18 protein-coding genes and 2 pseudogenes are annotated in these 25,210 nt (G+C 72.5%); 9 read left to right on the top strand and 11 right to left on the bottom strand.

Going from position 1 to position 25,210, the window contains the following annotated elements; genetic code table 11:
- Positions 1 to 17: 17 nt before the first annotated feature.
- Positions 18 to 2,588 (bottom strand): heavy metal translocating P-type ATPase, encoded by a 2,571-nt coding sequence (locus IF47_RS0125510; RefSeq protein ID WP_051718225.1) that lies wholly within the window; start codon positions 2,586 to 2,588, stop codon positions 18 to 20.
- A gap of 1,332 nt (positions 2,589 to 3,920) precedes the next feature.
- On the opposite strand from IF47_RS0125510, the gene IF47_RS30410 reads away from it, so the two are divergent.
- From IF47_RS30410 to IF47_RS0125530, 3 genes are all read left to right on the top strand, one after another.
- Positions 3,921 to 4,364: a hypothetical protein gene (locus IF47_RS30410; protein WP_031511363.1), complete on the top strand. Its 444-nt coding sequence runs from the start codon at positions 3,921 to 3,923 to the stop codon at positions 4,362 to 4,364.
- 154 nt (positions 4,365 to 4,518) lie between these two features.
- A complete protein-coding gene (locus tag IF47_RS0125525; protein WP_031511364.1) occupies positions 4,519 to 5,175 on the top strand; it encodes a thioredoxin-like domain-containing protein in 657 nt (218 codons plus the stop codon).
- Complete coding sequence (locus IF47_RS0125530) at positions 5,172 to 5,825, top strand: DUF305 domain-containing protein (protein ID WP_425423647.1); 654 nt, start codon at positions 5,172 to 5,174, stop codon at positions 5,823 to 5,825. Before IF47_RS0125525 ends, IF47_RS0125530 begins: the two co-directional genes overlap by 4 nt.
- A 98-nt stretch (positions 5,826 to 5,923) precedes the next feature.
- On the opposite strand, the gene IF47_RS0125535 is transcribed toward IF47_RS0125530, so the two are convergent.
- On the bottom strand, positions 5,924 to 6,844 hold the full coding sequence (locus IF47_RS0125535; protein WP_031511366.1) for a M56 family metallopeptidase: 921 nt from the start codon (positions 6,842 to 6,844) through the stop codon (positions 5,924 to 5,926).
- Positions 6,841 to 7,209 (bottom strand): BlaI/MecI/CopY family transcriptional regulator, encoded by a 369-nt coding sequence (locus IF47_RS0125540; protein WP_031511367.1) that lies wholly within the window; start codon positions 7,207 to 7,209, stop codon positions 6,841 to 6,843. The genes IF47_RS0125535 and IF47_RS0125540 overlap by 4 nt, the downstream gene beginning before the upstream one ends.
- A gap of 391 nt (positions 7,210 to 7,600) precedes the next feature.
- On the opposite strand from IF47_RS0125540, the pseudogene IF47_RS28275 reads away from it, so the two are divergent.
- Positions 7,601 to 8,478: pseudogene (locus IF47_RS28275) on the top strand (C40 family peptidase).
- Between the two features lie 988 nt (positions 8,479 to 9,466).
- Here the strand turns inward: IF47_RS28275 and IF47_RS28280 are convergent.
- Together IF47_RS28280 and IF47_RS0125560 are read right to left on the bottom strand one after the other, a co-directional pair.
- A pseudogene (locus IF47_RS28280) lies at positions 9,467 to 11,526 on the bottom strand (heavy metal translocating P-type ATPase).
- Positions 11,527 to 11,602: 76 nt separating this feature from the next.
- Positions 11,603 to 11,902, bottom strand: a complete 300-nt coding sequence (locus tag IF47_RS0125560; protein WP_031511368.1) for a heavy-metal-associated domain-containing protein — start codon at positions 11,900 to 11,902, stop codon at positions 11,603 to 11,605.
- 795 nt (positions 11,903 to 12,697) lie between these two features.
- Here IF47_RS0125560 and IF47_RS30910 point away from each other — a divergent pair.
- A complete protein-coding gene (locus IF47_RS30910; RefSeq protein ID WP_031511369.1) occupies positions 12,698 to 13,183 on the top strand; it encodes a hypothetical protein in 486 nt (161 codons plus the stop codon).
- A 19-nt stretch (positions 13,184 to 13,202) separates the two neighbouring features.
- On the opposite strand, the gene IF47_RS31765 is transcribed toward IF47_RS30910, so the two are convergent.
- The 6 genes from IF47_RS31765 to IF47_RS31280 all read right to left on the bottom strand — a co-directional run bounded on the left by IF47_RS31765 (position 13,203) and on the right by IF47_RS31280 (position 21,183).
- Positions 13,203 to 13,403 (bottom strand): hypothetical protein, encoded by a 201-nt coding sequence (locus IF47_RS31765; RefSeq protein ID WP_031511370.1) that lies wholly within the window; start codon positions 13,401 to 13,403, stop codon positions 13,203 to 13,205.
- Positions 13,404 to 15,357: 1,954 nt separating this feature from the next.
- Entirely contained in the window at positions 15,358 to 15,732 is a 375-nt protein-coding gene (locus IF47_RS28285; RefSeq protein ID WP_106982652.1) for an SH3 domain-containing protein, read from the bottom strand.
- A 341-nt stretch (positions 15,733 to 16,073) separates the two neighbouring features.
- Positions 16,074 to 16,928: a tryptophan synthase subunit alpha gene (gene trpA, locus IF47_RS0125590; RefSeq protein ID WP_157840052.1), complete on the bottom strand. Its 855-nt coding sequence runs from the start codon at positions 16,926 to 16,928 to the stop codon at positions 16,074 to 16,076.
- Entirely contained in the window at positions 16,925 to 17,293 is a 369-nt protein-coding gene (locus IF47_RS28985) for a cupin domain-containing protein (RefSeq protein ID WP_051718227.1), read from the bottom strand. Before IF47_RS28985 ends, trpA begins: the two co-directional genes overlap by 4 nt.
- A gap of 89 nt (positions 17,294 to 17,382) precedes the next feature.
- Complete coding sequence (locus IF47_RS0125600; RefSeq protein ID WP_169745241.1) at positions 17,383 to 18,078, bottom strand: hypothetical protein; 696 nt, start codon at positions 18,076 to 18,078, stop codon at positions 17,383 to 17,385.
- A gap of 282 nt (positions 18,079 to 18,360) precedes the next feature.
- A complete protein-coding gene (locus IF47_RS31280) occupies positions 18,361 to 21,183 on the bottom strand; it encodes an SAM-dependent methyltransferase (RefSeq protein ID WP_211257273.1) in 2,823 nt (940 codons plus the stop codon).
- 307 nt (positions 21,184 to 21,490) lie between these two features.
- Here IF47_RS31280 and IF47_RS0125610 point away from each other — a divergent pair, with 307 nt between their 5' ends.
- The 4 genes from IF47_RS0125610 to IF47_RS0125625 are packed head-to-tail and all read left to right on the top strand — an operon-like array spanning position 21,491 to position 25,070.
- Positions 21,491 to 21,946: a helix-turn-helix domain-containing protein gene (locus tag IF47_RS0125610; RefSeq protein WP_031511377.1), complete on the top strand. Its 456-nt coding sequence runs from the start codon at positions 21,491 to 21,493 to the stop codon at positions 21,944 to 21,946.
- Positions 21,943 to 22,446 carry a M78 family metallopeptidase domain-containing protein gene (locus IF47_RS0125615; protein WP_051718228.1) on the top strand — a complete coding sequence of 168 codons (504 nt, stop codon included), beginning with the start codon at positions 21,943 to 21,945 and terminating at the stop codon, positions 22,444 to 22,446. The genes IF47_RS0125610 and IF47_RS0125615 overlap by 4 nt, the downstream gene beginning before the upstream one ends.
- Positions 22,447 to 22,449: 3 nt before the next feature.
- Complete coding sequence (locus IF47_RS0125620; RefSeq protein WP_031511379.1) at positions 22,450 to 23,664, top strand: MAB_1171c family putative transporter; 1,215 nt, start codon at positions 22,450 to 22,452, stop codon at positions 23,662 to 23,664.
- Entirely contained in the window at positions 23,655 to 25,070 is a 1,416-nt protein-coding gene (locus IF47_RS0125625) for an amidase (RefSeq protein ID WP_031511380.1), read from the top strand. The genes IF47_RS0125620 and IF47_RS0125625 overlap by 10 nt, the downstream gene beginning before the upstream one ends.
- Positions 25,071 to 25,210 lie beyond the last annotated feature (140 nt).

Consider the following 25,210-nt stretch of genomic DNA (forward strand, 5'->3'; position numbering starts at 1 on the left):
CCCGGACCGGGCGGGGGTCAGGCGGCGCCACGGCCGGTGGTGCTCCTGGCCGGGCCGGGGGCCGCCGGGGCCTCCCGCCGCGGTTCGGCGGGCGGGGGTGCCTCGGGCAGGCGGAGGCGCTTGAGGGCGAGGGCGTTGACGGCGACGATGACGCTGGAGCCGGACATCGACAGGGCGGCGATCTCGGGGCGGAGCACCAGGCCGAAGGCGGGCTCGAAGACGCCCGCGGCGATCGGCAGGGCGAGCGCGTTGTAGCCGATGGCCCAGCCGAGGTTCTGCCGCATCTTGCGCAGGGTGCCGCGGCCGATGCGCAGCGCGGTGGGGACGTCGAGGGGATCGGAGCGCATCAGGACCACATCGGCGGTCTCGACGGCGACGTCGGTGCCGGCGCCGATGGCGATGCCCAGGTCGGCCCGGGCCAGTGCCGGAGCGTCGTTGACGCCGTCGCCGACCATGGCGACCTTCCGGCCGCCGGCCTGCAGTTCGGCGATCCTGGCCGCCTTGTCGCCGGGCAGGACCTCGGCGATGACGGTGTCGATGCCCAGCCGGGCGGCGATGTGCTCGGCGGTGGCCCGATTGTCGCCGGTGAGCATGACGACTTCCACGCCCAGGGCGTGCAGTTCGGCCACCGCCTTCGCCGAGGTCTCCCGAGGTGCGTCGGCGAGGCCGATCAGGCCTGCCGGGGCTCCGTCGACGGCGGCGATGACGGCGGTGCGGCCGCCGGCGGCCAACTCCTCCCGCCTTGCGGCCAGCGCACCGAGATCCACGCCCTCCCGCTCCATCAAGCGGCGGTTGCCGACCGCCACGCGTCGGCCCTCGACGACGGCGGTCGCGCCGTGGCCGGGCACGTTCTCGAAGTCCCGGGCCCGTACGGCGGTCACGCCGACCGCCTGGGCGTGGCGGACGACGGCCGCGGCCAGCGGGTGCTCGGACTCGTGCTCCACCGCCGCGACCAGCCGCAGCAGCTCGTCCTCCTGCCATCCCCCGGCGGTGATCACATCGGTGACCTCCGGCTCGCCCCGGGTGAGGGTGCCGGTCTTGTCCATCACCACGGTGTGGATGCTCGCGGCGGTCTCCAGGGCGACGGCGTTCTTGAACAGCACTCCCCGTTTGGCGCCCAGGCTCGTGCCCACCATGATCGCTGTCGGGGTGGCCAGCCCCAGCGCGTCCGGGCAGGTGATGACCACCACGGTGATGGCGAACAGCATCGCGGTGCCGAAGGAGCGGTCGGTGGCCAGCAGCCAGACGGCCAGCGTCGCCGCGCCGCCGACCAGGGCGACGAAGACCAGCCAGAAGGCGGCCCGGTCCGCCAGCCGCTGGCCCGGCGCCTTGGAGTTCTGGGCCTGCTGGACGAGTTTGACGATCTGCGCCAGCGCGGTGTCGGAGCCGACCTTGGTGGCGCGCACCCGCAGCGTGCCGCCTGTGTTGATGGTCGCGCCCACCACCTCCGAGCCGGGGGCCTTGTGCACCGGCAGGCTCTCGCCGGTGACCATCGACTCGTCGACCTCGCTCTCGCCCTCCTCGACCACGCCGTCGACGGCGATCTTCGCCCCGGGGCGGACCAGCAGCAGATCACCGGCCACCACCTCGGCGGTGGGCACCTCCACCGATTCGCCGTTCCGGATGACCAGGGCCCGGGGCGGGGCCAGGTCCAGCAGGGTGCGGACGGCGTCGTTGGCGCCGCCCCGGGCGCGCATCTCCACCCAGTGGCCCAGCAGCACGAAGGCGGCCAGCACGGTGGCCGCCTCGTAGAAGACCTCGCCGCCGCCGGTGAGGGTGACGACCAGGGAGTACAGCCAGCCGGCGCCGATGGCGACCGCGACCAGCACCATCATGTCCAGGGTGCGGGCGCGCAGGGCCCGCACCGCGCCGTCGAAGAAAACCGTGCAGGAGTAGAAGATCACCGGCAGGCTCAGCAGCAGCGCCCACACATCCTGCCGCAGGCCGAAGGGCACCGGCACAGCGAGGCCGAGCACGTCCTCGCCGATCGGCGACCAGAGCACGATGGGGATGGAGAAGACCAGCGCCACCAGGAAGCGGTTGCGCATGTCGGCCACCATCGCCGCCATCGACATCCCGCCGTGGCCGCCGTGGCCCATCACCTCGTGCGGCGAGAGTTCTCCTTCGTGTTCCGCACGTCCTCCGTGCCCCTCGTGTTCGACGTGCTCGGTTGGCCTGGTCGTTCCGGCGGCGTGCTCGGCGTGTTCCGCATGCTCGGGTGCCACGGCCGTCCCGGTCCCGTGACTGCCGTGCCCGGCGTGCTCGTCGGCCGGATCGGGCTCCTCCATCGGGTCGCACAGGTGGGAGGGCACCGACTGGCCCGCGCAGTGGTAGCCACACTCGATCACCCAGCGGCGCAGCTCGGCCAGCGAGGTGCGCCGCGGGTCGAAGACCACCGTCGCCGACTGCGCGACCGGATTGACTTCGACCTCCAACACACCGGGGCGCCGCCCCAGTACGGCGGCGACGGTGTTCTGCTGCGAGGCCCGCACCATGCCGCGCACGTCCAGCACCGCGGTGCCGCGCTCCTTGTCTGCGGCGGCCGGACCGCGCGTGGGGTGACCGTGGGCCTCCGCCGAGTGGGACACGGCCGTTCCCTCCTTCGCCAGACGGTGCCGGCATACCGGGGGCGTTTCGGCACCCGTACCCGCCCCCGCGGCGGCATAACACGGGAATGCGGCGCGCGAGAACACATTGCCCGACCAAGCCGGTCGACCACGTGGGCAGCGAGGTGCGGGCGGACGCATGGCCCGCGTGGTTCTGCGGGCTGGGCGCAGGCGGGCGGCGGCATGCCCGGGCGGAGGGGACGTCGGCATCCGACATCCCCTCCGCCCGGGCGCGGTTCGTTGGTGTGGTCCCGACCGGGTCGGAGGGGGTGGGCCGGATTCGCTGTCCGCCGCCCCCGAGAGGGCGGCGCTCACCGGCGGGAGGGGCCGGCCAGGCCTCCGGAAGCCGCCCAGCGGACCGCGCCGTGGCACCTCTCGGTGGTCTTCGGCGAGCCGGAGGCCCGGGGGTGCAGGGTCTGTCGGTACACGTGCGGCCTCCGGTGGGCTGCGGCTTGCCCCGTGGCACGAGTCCCAAGGGCACCACCGCACCGGCGACCGCTGTCGCCGAACACACCGTGAACGCGTCGGTGAAGCCGCCGACCAGGCCACGTTCGAGGCCGATGGCAGCCCTGCGCGGCCTGGTCCCCACAGAACCGCATCGGTTCTCGGAATTCGGCCGTGCCCGGCATTACCGCGGCCTCGAGGAGCACCTCCCTGCCGGCGCCGAGGCCCTGCGCATCCTCGTCGACCGGGGTCGCCTGGTCGTCCTCGACCCCCAAGCCGCGATCATCCGGCTGTACGCGCCACCGATCCACCCTCGCACCGGGTCTTCGGCCACTGCGGCGCCCCGAGCGACGAAGACCTCACCGATCGCCCGGTCGGCGGCATGGACATGTTCCTCGGCCGCGACACGGCCTCCCGCCTCGCGTGGCGACGCCGCCCCGCTCCTCGCGCCGGGTTCGAGGGGCGGGGAACGGAGACACGGAACCACCCACTGGCTTCGGACCGGACGAACCGATCTCGCGAGGTATCGGGAGTCCGACTGCCGGCGCCGCGGCTCGTGTCCCTTGGTACAGCGCCCGATGCCGGACCGTGCACACATCTGCTGTCGTCGGCACGCGGCGGGGCGAAGCCGCGCTCGGCCTCCCGACTGCTGTGCTTCCGTACCGTCCCCGGTTTTCCCCGGTCAGCGCCTTGCCGCCGCAGCGGTGGCGGCAGAGGCAGTTCACCGGCAGGTCGCCCCATGCCCGAACTTCTCCCTCCGCACCGGCCCGTCCTCCGAATCCGGTGGGCCGTTCGCCTTGTGCCGGAGGGCACGGCACTGTGGCACGCGGTTCCTGCGCCCGACAACTCCGGGCGCTACTATCTGCCGCGATGAACACCGGGCGAAGCGGCTGGGGCGGCGCACCGTACACCGTGCGCTCCGCCGCCATGGGCTATGCCCTGGTGACGCTGCTGGCCGCGTTGTTCGCGTGCCTGAGCACCGTGGCGCACCACGACCGCAGTCTCCTGCCGGGCGCCGCGGCGGCCGACCGCGGCACCGTGGTACCGGTCGGGTACGGCACGGGAGCGGCGGCCACGGCCGAGGACGTCACGAGCGCCGCCACTGGCCGGGAGGGCTGCCCACGGGCCGGCACCTGCTGCGGACCCGGTACCCACCGTGCCGCCACCGTGCTGTCCGTGCCCGTCGCGCCCGCACCGGCCACCGCACCCCGCCTGCCGCGGATCGCGGCACCGTCGCCCCCGCTGCCTGCCGTCGCCCACGGTGTGGACGGCCGCACCCCCGACCTGCACGCCCTCCAGGTCCAGAGGGTTTAGAGGCGAAGTATCCGCGCGGAAGCCTCCGCTTTCCGCGCCCCGGCCCAACACGGCGCCGCACCGTCGACCGGACGGGCGCCGGCGCCTGCCGTGACATCCCGCCCCCTCTCACCACCGCCGTGCCCCGGGGGCGCGGCGGGGACAAGGACATGCCATGGGTTCTGCCAAGTCGACGTCCAAGACCGCGGCACGCCGTGCCCGAATAGAGGAGATTCGCCGCGCCGAGCGGGCCCGCGAACGCCGCAACCGCATCCTGACCATCACCGCCGGCATGGTCGTGCTCGTCTCCCTGATTGCGTTCGTCTCCTACCTCGTCACCACCATGCCCGACGAGAAGTCGAGTACGGCGTCCACCGCTGCCGGGCCCGTCAGAGGCGAGAAGACCTGGGACATCGACACACTCGGCCGCAACCACGTGGCCGAGAAGGTCGACTACCCGATGACCCCGCCGGCCGGCGGCGACCACCACCAAGTGTGGATGAACTGCCAGGGCGACGTGTACGACAAGCCGGTGGCGAACGAGAACGCGGTGCACTCGCTCGAGCACGGCGCGGTCTGGGTGACCCACAACGCCAAGGCCGCCGAGGCGGATGTACAGAAGCTCAAAGACAAGGTCGCCAAGACCTCCTACACCCTGATGAGCCCGGTCCCCGACCAGCAGGGGAAGATCACCCTCACCGCCTGGGGACACCAGCTCACCGTGGACACGGCGTCGGATCCGCGGATCGAGGAGTTCCTGAGCGCGTACGTCCAGGGTGAGCAGACGCCGGAGCCCGGCGCGGCCTGCACCGGCGGGATGGGCACGGCGTGAGCGACGGCACCACCGGCTCTCCTGCCCGCGGTGTCCGCCGGGTTCTGGGGGCTGGTGTCGGGGTCCTGGTCCTGGCGCTGGTCGTCCTGGGCTGGGGCGTCACCACGGCCGGGAACCGGAGCGGCACCCCGGCCGATGACTCCGCCGACGCCGGATTCGCCCGCGACATGGCCGTCCACCACCAACAGGCCGTGGAGATGTCCTTCATCGTCCGCGACCGCACCGATGACGAAGACGTACGCCGCCTGGCCTACGACATCGCCAACACCCAGGCCAACCAGCGCGGCATGCTCCTGGGATGGCTCGATCTGTGGGATCTGAGCAAGGTCTCCGGGGACGGGCCGATGGTGTGGATGGCAGCCGGCCACGCCGGGCACGGCGGCGGTGGGGGTTCCCTCATGCCGGGGATGGCCACCGCCGCCCAGTTGGAGAAGCTGCGCAAGGCCGATGGCAAAGAGGCCGAGATCCTGTATCTGCGGCTCATGACCGAACATCACCGGGGCGGGGTCACCATGGCCCGCGGCTGCGTCCGGCGGTGCGAGGTCGAGGACGAACGGCGGCTCGCCCAGGGCATGGTCGACGCCCAGGAGTCCGAGATGAGGTTGATGGCGGACATGCTTACCGAACGGGGGGCCTCCCCGAAGGCATGACGTCGAGGGGCCCGGCCGGTGAACGCCGGCCGGCCGGGCCCCGGCCGGCGGAACCGCCACGGACAGGGAGCGACCTCCGGGATCCGCCCGACGCCGGGTCAGCCCATGACGGGCCCGCAGGCGATCAGCAGCGGCACCAGCGGGGCCGCGACGGAACCCCCGGCGACCCCCAGGCGCGTGGTGTGGCGCGGTCCGGTCGTGGGCGTGAGGAGACGGTGCAGCCGGATGGCCGCGCTCGCCCCGCCGGCACCGAAGGCCGTCCGTGGCGCCTGCCCGGCCGCCACCTCGCACAGGGCGGTGGCCAGTGTCTCCCGGGAGCAGGCGCGCAGTGCCCGGTCGTCGGCGGCCAACTCCAGCAGCAGAGCGGTCTGCTCGCGGGCATGCCGGGCGAGCGGCAGCTTGGGGAAGGCCCGTGCGAACGCCTCCGCCGCCGCGCGGCACAGGTGGTGCCGGCCGGTGATGTGGGCCCGCTCGTGCTCGAGCACCGCCCGCAACTGCTCGCGGGAGAGGACGTCGATCGCCCCGCGGGTCACGACCACCCGGCGGGACCGCCCGGGCAGGCAGTACACGGCCGGGGTGTCGTGGTCCACGAGCACGGCATCGTGCTCGGGCGAGGCACGGCCCACCACGGCGAGCAGATCCAGATAACGACGCCGGGCGCGCCGCGCGGACCACGTCGTGTGCAGGAACCAGCCCACCGGAAGTGCCACGACCAGGGCCGGCGGCAGCAGGGCCGCGGGATCGGCCGCGGTGTACGGCGCCGATCCGAGGGCCTCGGCGCCGGGGAGCAGGCCGCAGGCGGTGAGCAGGCCGACCAGCCCGTCGTGGACGTGCCGCTCCCGCAGCGCGAGGTGGTACAGGGCCAGGGCGATGGTCACGACGAACGTCACCATCAGCCCCTGCCAGGCGAGGATCGCCGGCCGCGGCGCGTGATGGGCCCACTTGGCTCTGGCCAGCGCGGCCGGGGCGACGGCGCCGATCAACAGGGCGTATCCGGCGAGCGCCAGGGCCGCGGTCACTCCTCGCTCCTCCGCTGCGCCGCCCGCAGGGCCGAGCGCAACGCCTCGACCTCGTCCGGTGACATCCGCTCCACGAAGCTCAGGAGTGTGCCGGCGGGGTCGGGGTTGTCGCCCAGCGCGTCGCGCATCAGCGCCGCGGTGTACTGCTGGCGGGTGCAGGTGGGCTCGTACCGCCAGGCCCGTCCCTCCTTCTCCCGTCGGAGCAGGCCCTTGCGGTACAGGATCTCGGCGACGGTCTTGACCGTGCTGTAGGCGAGGGGGCGGGTCCTGGTGAGGTCGGCGAGGAGGTCCCGGGCGGTCGCCGGGCGTCCCCAGGCCCACAGGCGGTTCATGATCTCCGCCTCCAGTTCACCCAGTGGCCGCACGCGTGTTCCTCCGCCTCCGAACTGCCGACGGTGCCGGACCGGCACGGGGTCATCGTAGTGGTGAGGCGGGTGATCGCTGTCTGCGCTCCGGAGAAGCCCGAGAGAGCTTTGCCAATCGGCTTAGCGCGGTCCGCCCTCAGCGTGGCGCGGCAAATCGCCCACACAGCATGGCCATGTGGGCATTTGCTCCTTCTTCGGCTTTCACCGTCGTTGTCGTTCACGCTCGTCTGCCGCTGATTGAAGCTAAGACGCTTAGCTGACTAGTATCCGTCCCGAGCCTTCGCGCGGTCGGCCATCCATCCGGGGTGGCGGCGAAGGTACCGCCGAGTTCGTGGAGCCGGGCCGATGCCCCGCGCCCGGCAGGCGGCCGAGGAAGAAGGAGCTCGCCCCCGTGGCGTCCCACCGTCGTCCCAAACAATCCAGCCGCGCCTACACGACCGCGCTGACCACCGCCGCCGCGGCGGCGGTCGCCCTCACCAGCCAGTCCGCCCAGGCCGACCCTCTGCCGGACCCCAACAAGAAGGGCGTGCAGGCCGAGATCGACCGGCTCTACGAGGAGGCCACCCAGGCGACCGAGAAGTACAACGGCGCCAAGGAGAAGCAGGACAAGCTGGAGAAACAGGTCGGCAATCTCCAGGACAGCGTCGCGCGCGGCCAGGACGAGCTGAACAAGCTGCGCGACGGGCTGGGCACCATGGCCACCGCCCAGTACCGCTCCGGGGGCATGGACACCTGGAGGACACCCGCAAGGAGCTGAGGGACCAGAAGAAGGAGATCCAGGGCAAGCTGGCCAAGGCTCAGAAGCTCCTCAACACGCTGAGCGCGAAGGAGCGCGCGAAGATCGCCGCGGAGGAGGAGCGGGCCAACCGCGCCAGCCAGCGGGTCTCCCTGGGCAACGAGGCCAGCGCCTCACAGCGCGCGGCCGCGGCCTTCGAGGCGGCCAAGTCCCGGGTCGGCATGCCCTACGTCTGGGGTGCCTCCGGCCCGAACTCCTTCGACTGCTCCGGACTGACCTCCTGGGCGTTCAACCAGGCGGGGGTCTCCATCCCCCGGACCTCCCAGGCCCAGGCCAACATCGGCACCCGGATCAACTCCCTGAGCGATCTCAAACCGGGCGACCTCATCATCATGCGCACCGACCTCAGCCACGTCGGCTTCTACGCCGGCAACGGGCAGATTCTCCACTCCCCCAAGCCGGGTGCCGTCGTGCGGTACGAGGCGATCAGCACCAGCGGCATGCCGTTCATGTGGGGCGTGCGCATCGGCTGAACGCCGCCCGAGCAGGCTGGACCAGACGCAGGGCCTTCGAGGCGAGGTGCCCGCCGCAGGCTCCCGCTGCGCGTGTCCTCGCCGGTCGGTGGAGTCCAGGAGCCGGGCCGTTCCTCCCCGCTCTGTCGGCACCGCCCCGAGACCGGCCGGGGCGGCCCTCCAGACCGGCCCCGTCCGCAGGCCGTCCACTCGCCCGTGTCCTCGCCGGGACGTGTTCGCCCCACTGGACCGGCCGTGCGAGCCGCCGCCTCGTCCGGCTCCGCCGGCACGCCGGCCGGGCCGGCACCATCGGCCACGCTCCTCCGGCGGTGCCCCTCGCCGCCGCCCGAGGTGCGGCATGTCGAATGGCCCGGTGCGCCCGAGGCCATCGGGTTCAGGCTGCGCGCGGCGCACGCCGCGCGCCACGCCCAAGGCCACCGGGAGGAAGACCCGCGGCGGCTTCAGGGCCTCCCGGCCCGCCGCCTGGAGACCATCGGCAGGCGCGACCGGCCGAAGGTGACCCGACAGCGCTGCCACGCGGCCCGATGTCCACCCCGATCCGGCCACCGGCCCGCCCCCGGCCCCCGAGGAGGAGGCGGTCAGGCGCCGCGCACCCGGGGCCGGGTGAAGCCGTGCCGCCCGGCCGTGGACGGGCCGGCGGCGCCGCCCTGGCCATCGTTCTGGTGCCGGTCATCGGCATCACCGGGCACGCGGCCCCGGACCGTCTCGCCCTCCGTCACCCCGACGGCGTGCCGTGCCTTTCGGTCCGGTTGCGTGGGGGCATTCCGCGACGACGACCCCGGCCGCTCTGCCGCGGAGCACCGCGGACGGGAAACCATGGCGTGGTGGGATGGCGCCAGACCGGCCGCCGGTGCCGCCGGCGGCACCGCGAACACGCCCGTCGGCCGCCCTGCGCGCTCGAGGATGCCGCATGACCAAGTCCTGCGTATGCGGACCTGCCCGGCACCGGGGGCGGTGCCGGGCAGGTCGGTGGTGCGGAACGGCCGTTTCAGGAGGCCGTGGCGCGGAAGCGGCGCAGCCGCAGGCTGTTGCCGACCACGAAGACGGAGGAGAACGCCATCGCGATACCGGCGATCATCGGGTTGAGCAGGCCGGCGGCGGCCAGCGGCAGGGCGGCCACGTTGTAGCCGAAGGCCCAGAACAGGTTGCCCTTGATGGTGCCCAGGGTGCGGCGGGAGAGCCTGATCGCGTCGGCCGCGACGCGCAGGTCGCCCCGGACGAGGGTGAGGTCGCCGGCCTCGATGGCGGCGTCGGTGCCGGTGCCCATCGCCAGGCCCAGGTCGGCGGCGGCCAGGGCGGCGGCGTCGTTGACGCCGTCGCCGACCATCGCCACGGTGCGGCCCTCGCCCTGCAGGCGCCGGACGACGTCGACCTTGTCCTCGGGCATGACCTCGGCGATCACCTCGTCGATGCCGACCTCGGCGGCGACGGCCTCGGCCACGGCCCGGTTGTCGCCGGTGAGCAGCACCGGAGTGAGCCCGAGGGCGCGCAGCCGGGTGACGGCCTCGGCGCTGGTGGGCTTGATCGCGTCGGCGACCTCCAGGACCGCCCGGGCCTGCCCGTCCCAGGCCACGGCGATCGCGGTGCGTCCCTTGGTCTCCGCCTCGCGCTTGGCGGCATCCAGTTCGCCGGGCAGGTCGATGGCCCACTCGGCGAGCAGCTTGGTCCGACCCGCCAGGACGGCGTGGCCGTCGACGACGCCCTGGACGCCCAGCCCGGGCACGTTCGCGAAGTCCTCGGGGGCGGGCAGGGCGCCGATCCGCTCGGCGGCTCCGGCGGCCACCGCTTGGGCGATGGGGTGTTCGGAGGCGTGCTCCAGGGCGCCCGCCAGCCGCAGCACCGTCTCCTCGTCCTCGCCCTCGGCGGTGTGGACGGCCAGCAGGGTCATCTTCCCGGTGGTGACGGTGCCGGTCTTGTCCAGCACGACGGTGTCCACGCGGCGGGTGGACTCCAGCACCTCGGGGCCCTTGATGAGGATGCCGAGCTGGGCGCCGCGGCCGGTGCCGACCAGCAGGGCGGTGGGGGTGGCCAGGCCCCCAACTGGGTGTCCGCGCCGACCCGGGTGGCCTCCACCACCAGCCGCCCGCCGGCGTTGACGGTGGCGCCGGTGACCGTGTCGCCGACGGCGACCTCCACGGGAACCGACTCGCCGGTGACCATGGAGGCATCCACCGCGGAGGAACCCTCGACGACGGTGCCGTCGGTGGCGATCTTCTCGCCGGGGCGGACCACGAACCGGTCACCGACCCGCAGCTCTCCGACCGGGACGCGGACCTCGCGTCCGTCCCGCAGCAGCGTGACGTCCTTGGCGCCCAGCTCCAGCAGGGCCCGCAGGGCGGCGCCGGCGCGGCGCTTGGAGCGGGCCTCGAAGTAGCGGCCGGCCAGGATGGCCGCGGTGACGCCGGCGGCGACCTCCAGATAGATGTTGCCGGTGCCGTCGGTCCGGGAGACCGTGAGCTCGAACGGGTGGGTCATGCCCGGCGTCCCGGCGTGGCCGAAGAACAGCGCCCACAGCGACCACAGGAAAGCGGCCGAGGTGCCCAGCGAGATCAGGGTGTCCATGGTGGCCGCGCCGTGCCGGGCGTTGGTGAACGCGGCCTTGTGGAACGGCCAGGCGGCGTAGGTGACGACCGGACCGGCCAGGGCGAGGGACAACCACTGCCAGTAGGTGAACTGCAGAGGCGGAATCATCGCCATGGCGATCACCGGCACGGCCAGCACCACGGCGGTGATCAGGCGCTGCCGCAGCGGTGCGAGCTCGTCGGGCCCGGGCCCGGCCTGCGGCCCCTCGTCGGCCGCCGGGGGCTCGACGACGGCAGGCGCGGACACGGCCGCGGTGTACCCGGTCTTCTCCACCGTCGCGATCAGGTCCGCCACCGACACCTCGCCGGTGACGGTGACCTTGGCCTTCTCGGTGGCGTAGTTGACCGTGCCCTCGACGCCGTCCATGCGGTTGAACTTCTTCTCGACGCGGGCCGCGCACGAGGCGCAGGTCATCCCGCCGATGGTGAGTTCGACTTCGGTCGCGTTGCCGGTCGCGGTGGTCATCGCTGCTCCTGGGTTGGGGATGCGGTGCGAACGCCGCGCACGGGGCCGCCCGCCGGGTGGCCCCGTGCGCGTCGGGTCAGTGGCGCGCGGGCACGCTGTCGGCGCGGCCGGTCAGCTCGTATCCGGCCTCGTCCACCGCCGCGCGGACGAGGGCGTCGTCCGGCTCGCCCCGGGATGTCACGGTGACCAGTCCGGTGGCGACGTCGACCCGGACGCCGGTCACCCCCTCCAGAGCGGACAGGGCCGATCCGACGGCCTGCTCGCAGTGGCCGCAGGTCATGCCGGAGACCGCGTACACGGTGGTGGCGCCGGTGACCGACGCGGCCTCGGTGGTCCGGCCGGTGGAACAGGTGCCCTCAGGGCTGCAGCACGACATGGTGGTCCCCCCGATCACTAGATACCCCAGGGGGGTACTCCCGGAGTTCATGTATACCCCCCACCCGTATTCGAGGCAAGTCTCGGTGGCCGCGCCGGGGCGCACCGGCTCCTCGCCACCGGCCCTGGGAGCCGGCACCCAGGGACGAGAGCCCGGATACCGGCGGCGAGGAAGAGGCCGGGGTACAGCCCGGCAACAACCGTCACTTCGCGGCGCCGGCAGCACTCCCGGCCGGAGACAGCGCCTCGAAGTGGCGGCCGAGCGCGTCCGCGTACGAGGCCTCCGTCAGGTCCCCGCCCGACACCCACACACAGGCATCCGCCCCCCCACGGATCCTCCGGACGAGGCAGCCCTCCGACCAGCCGCCCCGCCTCCGTGACCAGACCCTGACCGTCCGCCCGGCTTCCCGCGGTCGACGACGATCGTCTCCGGACCCTCCTCACACGTGTGAGGGTGGTTCCCGGAAGAGCTTCACCGCGCGGTTGGACACCATCTCCTTCGCACACAGGTGGGGCGACTCCTGCGCGGCCTGTCCCACTCCACCCCCGGACGGCTTCTGCCCAAGAGCGGGGTGCCCATTGGCACGAGGGCTTGCAAAGCGACAACGCGCAGGAACCAAGCAATCGGTTCCTCGCCTGCCTTACCCAAGAACACGCAGGCCAGGAGATCTTCGTATAGCAACTCGCGTCCCAGCGCGCTGCGCTATCTCGTCGACTGTCACCGTCATCCCGCAGCCGATGCCACCATTCACCCTCTCCACCTGGGAGAACGTGGACATTGAAATGCGCGGCAGGGATGACACCGAAGCGCGAGTTAGCAAACCCGGATCACGGACGGCCATCAGGCGCGTCCGCGTCGGGGCGGCACCAGCCGACCACCGTCTTCTCCGCGGACTCGCTCGGCCACCTTCCCGCGCAAGCGGAGCCGAACTCGTCTGCGAAGGACTGCGACCCGGTCGCGGTCGGAGTAGAGGACGCGGCGCAAGAGCGCGCACAGCAGCAGGCCTCGCCCGCCGCCGGTTGGGCCGCGATCGGCGGCCACGTCGTCCTGGACGTCCTGGCATGGCGCACCGCCCCGGCCACCGGCGTGCCGCGCCCCGAGCAGGCCCTCACCACAGACGTCGACGAGTGCTTCGATCCGCGGACGCGCGGCCGGCGTGTCTGGATCTCCCCTGTCCACCGCACCGTCGGCTGGAGCGACCTGGTCCGGCCGCGGCTCCTGCCGGCGCACCGACCGCCTCGCCCGCCCGCCGCTTTGGGAGGCCTGTCGCCGGCGAGGTGAGCGGTACCGCCTGTGGTGGTCAGCTTCTCTTCCAGCGGAAGAAGAGCTGCTCTCCGGGGCCGGCTCCCAGGCCGATCGGGCGGCCGGTGAGCACGAAGCCGACGTCGGTGGTCCGGCCGGGCTGAAGCGCGGTGAAGCCCGGCCGGGCGTAGAACGGCCCCAGCGCGCGGTCGATCTCGAACTGCCCGTACAGCAGCATGAAGTCCAGGTGCCCGTACACCTGGACGCAGCGCGCGCAGGGCCGCTCCGAGTCCCTGGCCCCGGGCCTCCTCGGCGACCGCGACAGCTTTGAGCTTGGCGTAGGCCAGCATCGCCGGCAGGGCGTGTTGGTCGTGGCCGGCGTGCCTGACGGTCGGCACCACGGTGCCGGGCGGGAGCGCGAGCTGCGCGCCCACCGTCTCGCCGTCCTTCCTCTCGGCGACCCGGGGAAGAGCCAGCGCCAGAGCGGCCTGCTGCGGCCTCCCCTCGGCGGCGGCGCGCGCCGGCGGCTCGAGCAGGGCCCGGTCCTCGCCCTGGGAGAGCGCGTCGGCCGGCCATGTTCCGCAGCGGCCGGTCGCCACGGCCTCCGGGTAGGCCTGCTCGAGGTCGGTTGTGGCCGCCGCGAGGAGGTCGCCGAACCGGTCGCCGTCCTGGGGGCGGGCCAGGCGGATGCGGGTGGCGCCGGGCCCGGACAAGCTGTCGAGGGGCCTCCGCCGGGTCGGCCGCACCGGGGGCTGTGAGCGCCTCTTCTTGACCTCGCCCGGGAGCACACCACGGTGGCCGGCCGCCACGCCTCGGTCGCGGCGGGTCTGGAGCCGGTTCGCGGGGAGGCCCGCCGTGGGGCGGGTCCGGGGGCGTGGTCGCTGTCCGGTTCCGGGGTGTGCTGTGGGTGGCCGTGATTCGCGAGGTGCGGGACCTGTTTCGCTCTCGGCTCCGCCCCTGAAGGGCGCGCGAAGCGCGGCCTTGCCCTGCGCCTCCCCCGCCTCCGGGCACAGCCCAGGGTGCTCCGCGCCCCCTGCCCTCCGGGGGCCCGGAGCCGGTGGAGGCGGTGACCCCCCCAGCGAGCAGGACAGAGATTCCCTCAAAGGGGTTCTGCCTGCTCACTGGGAGGGGGTCTGCTCTCGGGGTACCTCCGGTACGCCCATCACCGTACGGAACGCTCAGACCGGGCTGCGGGTATTACTCGCCTGCCCCGGGACCGGGATGTGCAGACGGCTCCGGGAGGGGTGCGGCTCCGGGCGTTCCGCACGCCCGCCGGCTCGGGTCCGCCTTGATCCGCCGCACGGGATTGCTCCCGGGGCAAGGCCGGCCTGGTCCGCCTGCTCGATTCGCCCTTTGGCGTCCACAGCGTCGTCCTGCCCGATCGTCGGCTCGGGAAGCGCCTCTGCCTCTCTACCGCCCGGTGGCTTTGGCCGGGGTCGGTCTTGGTAACGCGGACCGTTCTCAACCGCGGGCATGGTCCGGACTCCCCAGCTCGCCAGGCGTGGGGCCTCGGGCCGGTTTCCGGGGTCCGGTCTCCCCTGGGCATGTCGCGTACCCCCGCCCGCCACGGCGGGACGCGTCCTGCTGCACCCGTGGGTGTGCGGGCGGGACGGCGGTCCCCGGGCGAGGTGGGTCGAGACGACGGCGGGACGCTCGTGCCGGGTCGGCACTGATATGCCGCAGATCGGCGCACGGGTGCCGCGATCGTGGCGTCTTGCTCCGATGGCGAAGTCTCCTATGGCTTTGGGCGAGACGTGATTTTTGGCCCTCCGGCGGTCACCGGAAGGCCGGTGGTGAAGTGGAGGCCGACGGCCATCGGTCTCCCTGCGAGCTCCCGGCCAGGAGCTCGCATTGGTTCGTCCTCCGCCCCCGCGAGAAGCGGGGGGTTTCCGTTGTCGCCACGGGCTGCGGTCTTTCGCCCCGGTGAAAGAACGGTCTGACATGGCGGTTGTGTTCGCGACCTTCCTCGGCGGAGTCGCCCGCGGTCGGGTCGCGCTCGCTGCGGCCGGACACCGTGTACGTGGTGCCTTTCCCTTGTTCCGGTTGTTGCGGACCGCCTCCGCGCGCTGCCGGGAGGGCCGGTTGCCGTAGGGCGGCCGGCCCGAGCCTTGGAGGAGCGGGAGTTTCCAGGTGTCGGTGGCCGCACCCGGTGCACCGGGTGCGGCCACCGGCCTCACGGAAGCCGTTTCATGCGGCTTTGTGGGCTTGCGCCATCATTTGTGGCAGCTGTAGTCCTCGGGAATGCAGGTGCGCACATGCTTCCGGATGTAGCTGCTGCTGACCCATCCGTACTTTCCGCTGTTGGCACCGCTGGTGACCTTCAGGTAGCTCCAGGAGCCGGACTTGGCGGTGCAGTACACGCGGACGTCGGTGGACCGGTAGAGCAGCCCCTTGGAGGTGTACCCGGTGCTCGGGCCGCTGCGGAGGTGGACGGCTGACGCGGTCGTGTACCCGTTGTAGTCGGTCACGTTCTTCGTGCAGGCCGAGCTGCCGACGGCGGCGGCGGACGGCGCCATGGCGACGGCGCCGCCGGTGAGCAGGGCCAGGGTGGCGGCGCCGGTGGCGATCCGGCGCGTGAGGTTACGCATGTGGTTGTCTCCGTCTGGTGTGGATGGATGCCCGGGGTGGCCGGCTGTGGTTGGCGACCTGGACGGCCCGTCCCCGGTGGTCTGTGTTGCTGCGGCCCGTGATCCGGTGTCAGGAAACGGTCGGCTGCGGGAGTCGGGCGTGGCGCGGCGGTGCTCGCGGTGTCACGGTCTTGCGGGTGGCGGCTCGGTGCATGGCAGGATGGGTCTCCGTCTCGTCTGCGTACGGGATGGATGGATGCCCGGGGCGGCCGAACACGTTTGGCGACCTGGACGGCCGCCCCTGGTGATCCGCGGTGACAGGGCGCCGTGACCGGGCTGCGTGCACCGGTCGGACTCGAGGGTCACGAGGCCGCCAGTGCGGGCGGTCGGCCGCCGGGGACCTCGCGTAGTGTCGCGGCATAGCGGGCGGCGCGGTGGTCGAGGAGGCCGAGGTCGACCCGACCGCCGGCAGTGCGCTGCACGGCCCGGACGAAGGCGGAGCCGACGACCACGCCGTCCACCACGGGGGCGACGGCGGCGGCGAGTTCCGGGCTGGAGATGCCCATGCCGGTGCAGATCGGGGCATGGGTCAGTTGCCTTACCTGCCTGGCTCGGTGGCGGAGGTTGGCCAAGTCGAGCACACCGGTTCCGGTGGTTCCCGGTGATGCGGGCAGGTAGATCCAGTTGGTCGAGTTCGCCGCGGCGTCCGAGAGCTGCCCTTCGCCGGCCAGGAAGGTGGTGGCGATCCCGTGCCGGGCGGCGGCGGTCAGCCAGCGGGCGGCGCCGCGGCCGGAGGGATGCAGGTCCGGCAGGATCACGCCGGCCGCTCCTGTTGCGGCGACGGCGGCGGCCATGGCTTCGGGGCCGATGGACCGGATTGGTTCCCAGTAGCTCATCAGCACCACCGGGACGCTGGTGGTCGCGGTGGTTTCTCTGAGAATTTCCATTACGACGGCCGGGGTGGTGCCGGAGGCGAGCGCGGTCCGGGTCGCTCGGGTGATGTCCGGGCCGTCCAGTGCCGGTTTGCCGTAGGGCAGGCCGACCTCCAGCACGTCCACGTGCCAGCTCAGCGTCCGCAGCGCCTCGATGCTGCTTGAGATGTCGGGGTATCCGGCCGGAAGGTAGCCGATCAGTGCCGCCCGTCCGGCCTTCCGTGTGCGCCGGAAGGCAGCGTCGAGCCGCGTCGTCGGGGTGATGGTGGTCGTCACTGTGGTCACCGGTCCGGGAACGTGACGTACAGCAGGCAGCCGGTGGAGGAGCGCGGGGTGTGGAAGCTGCCGCGGGCCCCCTCGATGCGGGTGCCGGGGGTGTAGGAGCCGTTCTCGTCCTCCAGCAGACCGAGCAGGACGAGTACCGTCTCCGAGCTGTCGGCGTGGACGTCCTGCTCGGGGTAGCCGGCGCCCGGTTCGAAGCGGACGAACGCCTCGCGCGGCAGACGCTCACCGTTGACAGGGTCGGTCCAGGCCACGGGGTAGGCCGTGATGCCCTCGTACAGCGGGACGGCCGGATACTCGCGCTCCAGGTCCTCGGGCGTGACGACGGTGAAACCGGCGCGTGTGGTGTCGGTTTGGGTGATGGTCATGGGCTGGTGCTCCTTCGTCGTACTTCGTCTTCCAATCCGTGCGCGATGCGGCGTGGCCGCGCGACAAGCGCACGGGGGCGGCATGGAGGTCACAGGAGGAGGTGGCCGCGGTGCTGGAGGACGTGGTCGCCCAGGCCGAGCAGTTCCTGCCGACACGGGGAGTCGATCTCACTCTCCAGCGGGCCGGTCCAGCGGGCGTACCAGGAGACGGCGCGGACCAGGGCGTCGGCCCGGCCACGGCTGGTGACGGCGACCGGACCGTAGACCAGGCAGGCGGGCCGATCCTGGACGCTCGGGTCCGCGGGCAGCGCCCAGCCTGCGGGATCCTGGAGGTAGGGGGCGTGGAACATCGTGGCGCCAGCGGCGCGGGCGCGGCGGGCCAGGAAATGCGCGTCCTCCAGCGGCATGGGGGCGAGCTGGAGCCACAGAACGGGCGCGGGAAGCCGGGTCAGGAGGTCGGTGGTGACGACGGCGCGGGTGGTTTCCGGCAGGTAGGTGACCAGCGTGCCACCGCTGCCGTCCCACAGCGCGGAGGGACGGGTCTCGCTGAGCAGGTGACCGCGCCGGGCGACGCCGCCACAGGCGCGGGTCTCGGCCAGCAGGTGCCCGCCGCAGGTGTCATCGGCCGTCTCACCGACGGGTGGGTTCGGCTGCGCCGAGGAAGCCACGAGCGTCTGGCCGTCGCGTACCCGGTAGCCCGCCCTGCCCAGCCAAGTGGTCAGCCGGGGCAGCACGAGGGGCGTGGCCAGCACGGTCACCGGAGAAGCGAGGGCAGGCGCAGACACAGCGATCCTCCTGGGGATTGACGGACACCGCGCCGAGCGGTGAGGTCATCCAGGACGCTAAGGAGATCGCGCAATCCGCGCATTGTGCATCGTGCTCGATCCGCCGCCTGGGCGTGGTGCATCGTGCTCAACGGCCGTTTTTCGTGGTGCATCGTGCTCAATCTGCCGCCCACGCGGTGTGCATCGTGCACGATGGCCGCTTACTGGTGTCATGCCGCAGGGGCCACAAATAAGGGCCTGGCACCGGAAAGCCCGGTGCCAGGCCCTCGACGTCTCCAGCGGCTACTTCTTGCAGCCGATCAGGGCGTAGAAGTTGATATCGGCATCGTCCGGCAGGTCGGTGGGGGCCTCCGGGTGCCAGCGGTGAGGCGGCACGATACCGGGCGCGACCAGCTCCAGTCCGTCCGCCAGCCGCGCGATGTCAGCCATGTCGCGGGCCCGGGTCGTGGTGGAGATCAGGCCGTAGCGCTCGTAGATTTCGCGGGCTTGGACCAGAACCTCGGGAGCAAAATCACTGGTCGCGTGGCTGATCACCACATGGCTACCCGGCGCCAAGGCGTCGGTGAAGCGGCGAACGATGCCCCATGGGTCCTGGTCGTCCGGCAGGAAGTGCAGCACGGCGCACAGGTAGACGGCAACCGGCTGATCCATGTCCAAAGTGGCCGACAGATGTGGTGAGGACAGGATGCGATCGGGGTCGGTGACGTCCGCATCCAGATAATCGGTACCGCGCATCAGGGCCTGGGCGCGCGTCAACACTTTGGGATCGTTGTCGACGTAGAGGATCCGGGCCTTCGGGTCGACGCCTTGAACGACCTCGTGCAGGTTGCCCCGGGTATCGGGCATACCGCACCCGAGATCGAGGAACTGGCGGATGCCGACCTCTTCGGCGAGCCAGCGGGCAGAGCGAAGGACGAAGGCGCGGTTGACCTGGGCGCACAGCGGCGCGGTCGGCCAGACCGTGAGCAGCTCGCGGGCCGCCAACTGGTCGGCGGTGTAGTTGTCCTTGCCGCCCAGAAGGGCGTCGTAGATACCAGAGGTGGAGGCGGGGGCGCCTGATATGCGGGTGTCCGGGGTGCCGTCCCGGCAGATCGTTGCGCCGGCAAGTTCGTCGCACATGTGAGCTCCGTGAACCTTCGGCTCCCCGCTGCCGGGGGGAGACACCGCAAAGGCCGGCAGCATACCGAGCAGTCCCTCTCCCCCAGGGTCGATCGCCAGAGCGAGCCAGGCATCGTGCTGGCCGCGGCCGGGATCGGTCAGGTGCCTGGAGATCGCCGCCGATACCTCCGCCAAGCCGCGGGCGACGGTGTTGCGGTGCCGCCCCAGGACCTCAGCCACCTCCTTCAACGCCGCGTTGCACTCCGCCCACATGGTCAGCAGGCCCAGCTTCTTGGGGTCGTCCACCGGAGCCAGCAGGCGGCCCGCCCACTCTCGTGCCGCCTCCTCCTCGAGGACCTCCGTCAGCGTGGGGATGGCCGTGTCAGGCGGCGGTGCGGGGAGCGCGGCCAGTTGCAGCGCCAGGTCCAGCACGGCGCGGTGCGCCACCTGGGTGCGGTCCAGTCCCACCCTCTCCATCAGCTCGCTGAGCTTCCGGGAGATGGTGTTGCGGCTGCGGTGCACCCGACCATGGGGCAGGTCGTCGAGTCCGAGGGCCTTGGCCGTGGCAGGAGTCAGCTCCATCCAGACGGCCTCGGCCTCTTCTTCTCCCTTCCCCAGCAGCTTGGCCGCTCGTGCCGGGCTGAAAATCAGCGCCAAGTGGGCGGTGTCGCACAGCTCCTGCCGTTCCGTGTCCGGCAGTTCGTCCAGCGGGCTGAGCAAGGCCGCCGCCCAGGCCCGTGCCGACGGTGGCAGCAACTCCGCCAGCGGCGCGGAACCGTCGGCCACCCACACCCGCTCGTCCAGGCTCTCGGCCCGCACCAGGGCCTCGGTCGCCGCGGTGTAGGCAGGCTCGACCCGAGTCCACGGGGCGGGCCGGCTCACCCCCACCGCCCGCTGCGGATCGGCGGCCACGACCGGCCTCAGCAGCCGCGCGGCCTCCGGGTGGTCGTCGGTCCGAGGGTGGACCATGATGACGTGGGTGTCCACGGCCGGGCACATCACCACCAGAGCCCGCCCGCCCAGCGCCTCGTCACAGGCGGCCACCACGGCGGATCGCTCCTCGCCCGGCGCGCAGCGCAGCACGGCCACCTCGCAGGCATCCGTGCTGCCCAGGGAGGGCAGCAGGGGCGCGGCCGTGCGGGTCGCCTGCACCACGTCACCGGCCATCAGGTACTGAAGCACGCTCACCTTGACGGCCATCTCCGTCTGGCGCAACCGCCGCTCTCGGGCGCGCAGCGCCAAGGGCTGCTGAAGCAGCGCCACCTGGCCGGCCGCCTGGTCGATCAGCTCGCCGGCGTGGCGGGACCACGGGGTGTCTCGGACGGCGGCCAGCACCTGGTGCGGAGCGGTGGCGCCGATCGCGTGCAGCCGCACGTGGCGTCCGTCCGCCTCCACCGTCGCGCTGTGCAGGCGTCCGGCGATGAGCCGCTCCAGCACCTGGTTGTGTTCGGCCAGCCCTGCCCATACCTGGCTCTGCCGACTGATGATGGTGATCTTGCTGTCGGTGGCCTTGCTCAGCCAGCTCAGCAGCGGCCCCGGCCCCTCGCCCGCCGCGTCCAGTCGGCGGGCCTCCGTCAGCAGTCGGGTGGTCTGCTCGTGCACGATGCGCAGCGTCTCGTACTGGCGGCGCAGGATACGCGCCTGGACCTCCGGCACGGTGGACGCCCGGGTGGGGGTCAGCAGCGGCAGTCCCACGCTGCGCGCCACCGCCAGCAGCCCGGGAGTCGCCCAGGCCGGAGACCGCCGGGGGCCGACTTCGGAGTCGACGACGACCAACGCGGCCGCGCCCTGACTCACCAGGGTTCGCAGTACCGGCCGGGGATCGTCCACCACCTTCCGGTCGGGCGGCGGTACGACGACCAGCCCGTCCCGCAGGCGCTTGGTCCCGCGGGGCAGGCGCCAGCGCGTATCGGCCGTCTCCACCTCGTCCACGGCCCGGCTCCCCTGGCAGGCGTCTCCCGGGCGGAGCAGGGCGTTCTCCCCTGTGGTGAGGTCCTCCAGCGTCATCACGGCGTCGCCTCGCTCTGCCGGGGGTGCGGTAGGTTCCCCAGGTGGTCGGACTCGATCGCATCCCAAGCTGGCGAAAGCGGATGAGGCTGCACGGTGGTCATGTGCGCTGGGCTCCCGTATCTGGCTATGGTCCGCGGTTTGTACGCCGGATGATCGGCGCGAACCCCCGTTGCCGGCCGGTGCCGCCAGTGGCGAGCAGGCCGACTGGAACGGAAGATTAACTACAGTTAATCTCCCTGGTGAATCTGACACACCAGCCAGAACAGCGTCAACTCACAGTGATCAGGGTTTCCAGGAGAGCGTCATGCCCACAGAGCCCACGGGGCCGACGGATACATTCGTCGCCCGCCTGAATCACCTGTTCGAGACGGTGCACCCACCACACCGGGGGGCGTACTCGAACCAGGAAGTCGCCGAGCTGCTGCGGGAGCGCGGCGGCGAGACCATCTCCCACGTCTATCTGTGGAAGCTGCGCACGGGGCGGGCGACCAATCCCTCCCGACGGCAACTGGAGACCCTCGCCGCTTTCTTCGGGGTGCCCGTCGGCTACTTCTTCGACGACGCCACCGCCGCCCGGGTCGACGCGGAACTGGAGGTCGTCCAACATCTGCGCGACAGCGGGGTGCAGCGGGTCGCCACCCGGGTCGCCGGTCTGTCGCCCCAGAGCCTGGAGCAGGTCCTGGCCGCCATCGAGGAGATCCGCCACCGCGAGGGCCTGGAGACCGAATCCGGCGGTGACGCCACAGAGGGCCACCCATGAAGCTCGGAACCTTCCCTCACCGGGACAGTCGCCGCTTCGTCCGCGGCCTCGGTCTGCCACCGGCGGACAGCATCCGGGACCTGCTGCCCGCCATCGAGGAGCGCACCGGCCGCCCGATCCGCCTGATGCCCGCCCCCGCCGGCACCGGCCGGGGCCTGTGCGGCATGTGGATCCGCGCATCCGGTGTCGACTACGTCTTCGTCCACCCGGAGACCAGCCGCTTCCACCAAGACCACATCATCGCGCACGAACTGGGGCACATTCTGCGCAACCACCGGGGAGGGCCGGCGTCCGGGCCGGTGAATCCCGTCCCCGACCGGCTGGTGCCCACGCTCGATCCGGCGGTGGCGCGGATGATGCTGGGCCGCAGCGACTACGAACACCGGGACGAGCAGGAGGCCGAGTTGATCGGCTCCTATCTCCAGCAGCACGTCCACCGCCGCCCTGTCCATCGCATCACCGACCGCGTGGCGCAGACGCTGCTGCGTCTCGGGAGGTAGACCGTGCAGCAGCTTCTCCACCCCATATGCCTGGCCCTGGCCGGTCTCGGCTTCCTGCTCCTGCTCTGGCCGCCCGAGCGTCTGCGCCGCGACCGCGCCCTGGCCACTCTCGCCGGGGTCTACGGCTTCTCCGCCGTCTCGTTCCTGGTGTCGCTGGAGCCGGTCTGGCGGGCGCTGGACGACCTCACCGGCCGCCCCTCCACCGGCATCCTCGCCGCCTTCGGATCCGTGGTGGCCATGCTGGCGCTCCAGCCGGCCGTCCTGGCCCACTGGGACCTGCCGCCGGAGCAGGCCCGGCGGCGGTCTCGCTGGTCGCTGGCGGCCGGGGCGGCGGTCGTCACCGCACTGGCGATGCTGTTCTTCCAGCTCACTCCGACCGGCCGGTCCGTACCGCAGGGCTTCACCGTCAACTACCTGCACGATGGCGTCTACCAGGGCTATCTGACGCTCTACATCATCGCCTACATCATCGGCGAGGCGTACCTCGCCGCAGGGTGCCTGCGGGTCGCACGCCGCACCGGTGAGATCTGGATCGCCCGCGGGCTGCGGATCGTCGCGGCCGGCGCCGTGCTGACGTTCGGCTACAGCGCCGTCCGTCTGGCCGCCATCGCCACCGCCCTGCTCGGTCTGCCTCCCTTGCCGCGTGGCTTCGAGGACTTCGCGTGGATCTGCGCCGACGGCGGCAGCACGCTCGTCCTGATCGGCTGGTTCGTCCCGACCGTGGCCGTGCACACCATTCCGTGGATGCGGGCCTGGGGCCGCGCCTGGCGCGACTACCAGGCCCTGACGCCGCTGTGGGAGGCGCTGCACCAAGCGGTGCCCACCATCGCCCTCCAGCCCGGCACTCCGTTCACCTCACGGCTGCGGATCCTGCGCGCCCCGTGGCACCTGTACCGCCGGGCCGTGGAGATCCGCGACGGGCAATGGGCTCTGCGGCACCATCTGGCCGAGCCGGTCCGCCGCGCGGCCGAGGAGCGCCACCGCGCCGCCGGGCTCACTGGCACGGAGCTGGCCGCCGCCGTCACCGCCGACCAGCTCCGTGCCGCGCTGGCCGCCTACCGGCGCGGCGAGCCCCCCCAGGATCCGGCCGAGTACGCCGACGCCGCCACCCGCGAGGACCTGCGCACCCCGGACGACGACGTCCGCGCGCTGGTGCGCATCGCCGCCCACTTCACCACCGCCGACGCCGGAAAGGAATCCGCCCCTTCATGGACCTGACGCGCCTGTCCGCCGCCGAGCAGCTGGACGCCCTGAACCGTGGCAAGGTCTCCAGCCGCGAGCTGACCGCCGCGCACCTGGACCGCATCACGCGCCATCCGGAGTACAACGCGGTCGTCATCGTCGATGCAGAAGGCGCCCTGGCGGCCGCCAAGGAGGCCGACCGGCAGCGAGCCCGCGGACAAGGGGGAACGCTGCTCGGGCTGCCGATCACGCTCAAGGACTCTCTGGAGACGGCGGGGCTGCGCACCACGTGCGGCGCGACCGACCTGGCCCGGCACATCCCCGACCAGGACGCGGACGCCGTGGCCCGGCTCCGCGCGGCCGGCGCGATCGTCCTGGGCAAGACCAACACCCCGCCGATGTGCCAGGACATCCAGACCGGCAACGAGCTGTTCGGTACCACCCCCAACCCGCACGACTCCTCCCGCACCGCGGGCGGTTCCTCTGGTGGCCCGGCCGCCGCGGTGGCCGCCCGCCTGAGTCCGCTGGACGTCGGCAGCGACCTGGCGGGCTCCCTGCGGCTGCCCGCCCACTACTGCGGGGTCCACAGCCTGCGCACCAGCCACGGCATCGTGCCCACCCGCGGCCACATCCCGCGCCCGCCCGGCTGGCTGACGTCCTCCGACATGCTCACCCTGGGACCGCTCGGGCGCAGCGCGGCCGACCTCGACCTCGCCCTCGACGTCCTGGCCGGGCCTCCGCCGGAGGAGGCCGCCGCGTGGCGGCTGCGGCTGCCCGCCCCCCGGCACAAGCGGCTGGGCGAGTACCGCGTCGGCCTGTGGGCCGACGACCCGTACTGCCGGGTCGACTCCGCCACCCGCGCCCTGCTCGACCGGGTCTCCCGGCGGCTGCGCGACGCCGGCGCCCGCGTGGACGCCACCTCACGGCCGGTCAGCATGGCCGACTCCGACCAACTGTTCCAGTCCCTGATGTATGCGAGCGCGGCCGCCACCGCTCCGGCGGCCGCGTTCGCCGCCGAGGTCGAGGCCGCCGAGAAACTCCCCGAGGACGACCAGTCCCCCAACGCCTTCTATCTGCGGTCCCGCACCATGCGGCACCGGGACTGGATGCTGGCCCACGAACGGCGCGTGCGGCTGCGCCGCCAGTGGGCGGACTACTTCCGCGACGTCGATGTCCTCATCACCCCGGCCGCGCCGACGGCCGCCGTGCCCGACCAGACCGGCGTGCCCGTCCCCGAGCGGTACATCACCGTCGACGGCCAACGCCGCGGCTACTGGGACCAGACCACCTGGCTCAACCTCGCCGGCGTCGCGAGCCTGCCCGCGGCCACCGTCCCGCTGGAGAAGACCTCCGACGGGCTGCCGCTGAGCGTCCAGCTCATCGGCCCCCACCTGGCCGACCGCACCGTCACACACCTGGCCGGGCTGCTGAGCCGAGCCTGACCACCGAACCCCAGACGGCTCCTTCCCACAGCGGAAGGAGCCGCCTTCATGTTGGCCGCGCGGCCGTCTGCGGATTGGTCAGCGCGTGGGTGGCCGTACACTGACGGACCTGTCGATCTTCTTGAGGGCCGGACCGATCG

Source organism: Streptomyces megasporus (genome assembly GCF_000718985.1).
Taxonomy (GTDB): Bacteria; Actinomycetota; Actinomycetes; order Streptomycetales; family Streptomycetaceae; genus Streptomyces; species Streptomyces megasporus.

Excerpts from the sequence above, each read along its gene's own strand:
- IF47_RS30410 (WP_031511363.1), top strand. The coding sequence starts at position 3,921 with ATGAACACCGGGCGAAGCGGCTGGGGCGGCGCACCGTACACCGTGCGC.
- IF47_RS0125525 (WP_031511364.1), top strand. The coding sequence starts at position 4,519 with ATGGGTTCTGCCAAGTCGACGTCCAAGACCGCGGCACGCCGTGCCCGA.
- IF47_RS0125560 (WP_031511368.1), bottom strand. The coding sequence starts at position 11,902 with ATGTCGTGCTGCAGCCCTGAGGGCACCTGTTCCACCGGCCGGACCACC.
- IF47_RS30910 (WP_031511369.1), top strand. The coding sequence starts at position 12,698 with ATGACACCGAAGCGCGAGTTAGCAAACCCGGATCACGGACGGCCATCA.
- IF47_RS28285 (WP_106982652.1), bottom strand. The coding sequence starts at position 15,732 with ATGCGTAACCTCACGCGCCGGATCGCCACCGGCGCCGCCACCCTGGCC.
- IF47_RS28985 (WP_051718227.1), bottom strand. The coding sequence starts at position 17,293 with ATGACCATCACCCAAACCGACACCACACGCGCCGGTTTCACCGTCGTC.
- IF47_RS31280 (WP_211257273.1), bottom strand. The coding sequence starts at position 21,183 with ATGACGCTGGAGGACCTCACCACAGGGGAGAACGCCCTGCTCCGCCCG.
- IF47_RS0125610 (WP_031511377.1), top strand. The coding sequence starts at position 21,491 with ATGCCCACAGAGCCCACGGGGCCGACGGATACATTCGTCGCCCGCCTG.
- IF47_RS0125615 (WP_051718228.1), top strand. The coding sequence starts at position 21,943 with ATGAAGCTCGGAACCTTCCCTCACCGGGACAGTCGCCGCTTCGTCCGC.
- IF47_RS0125625 (WP_031511380.1), top strand. The coding sequence starts at position 23,655 with ATGGACCTGACGCGCCTGTCCGCCGCCGAGCAGCTGGACGCCCTGAAC.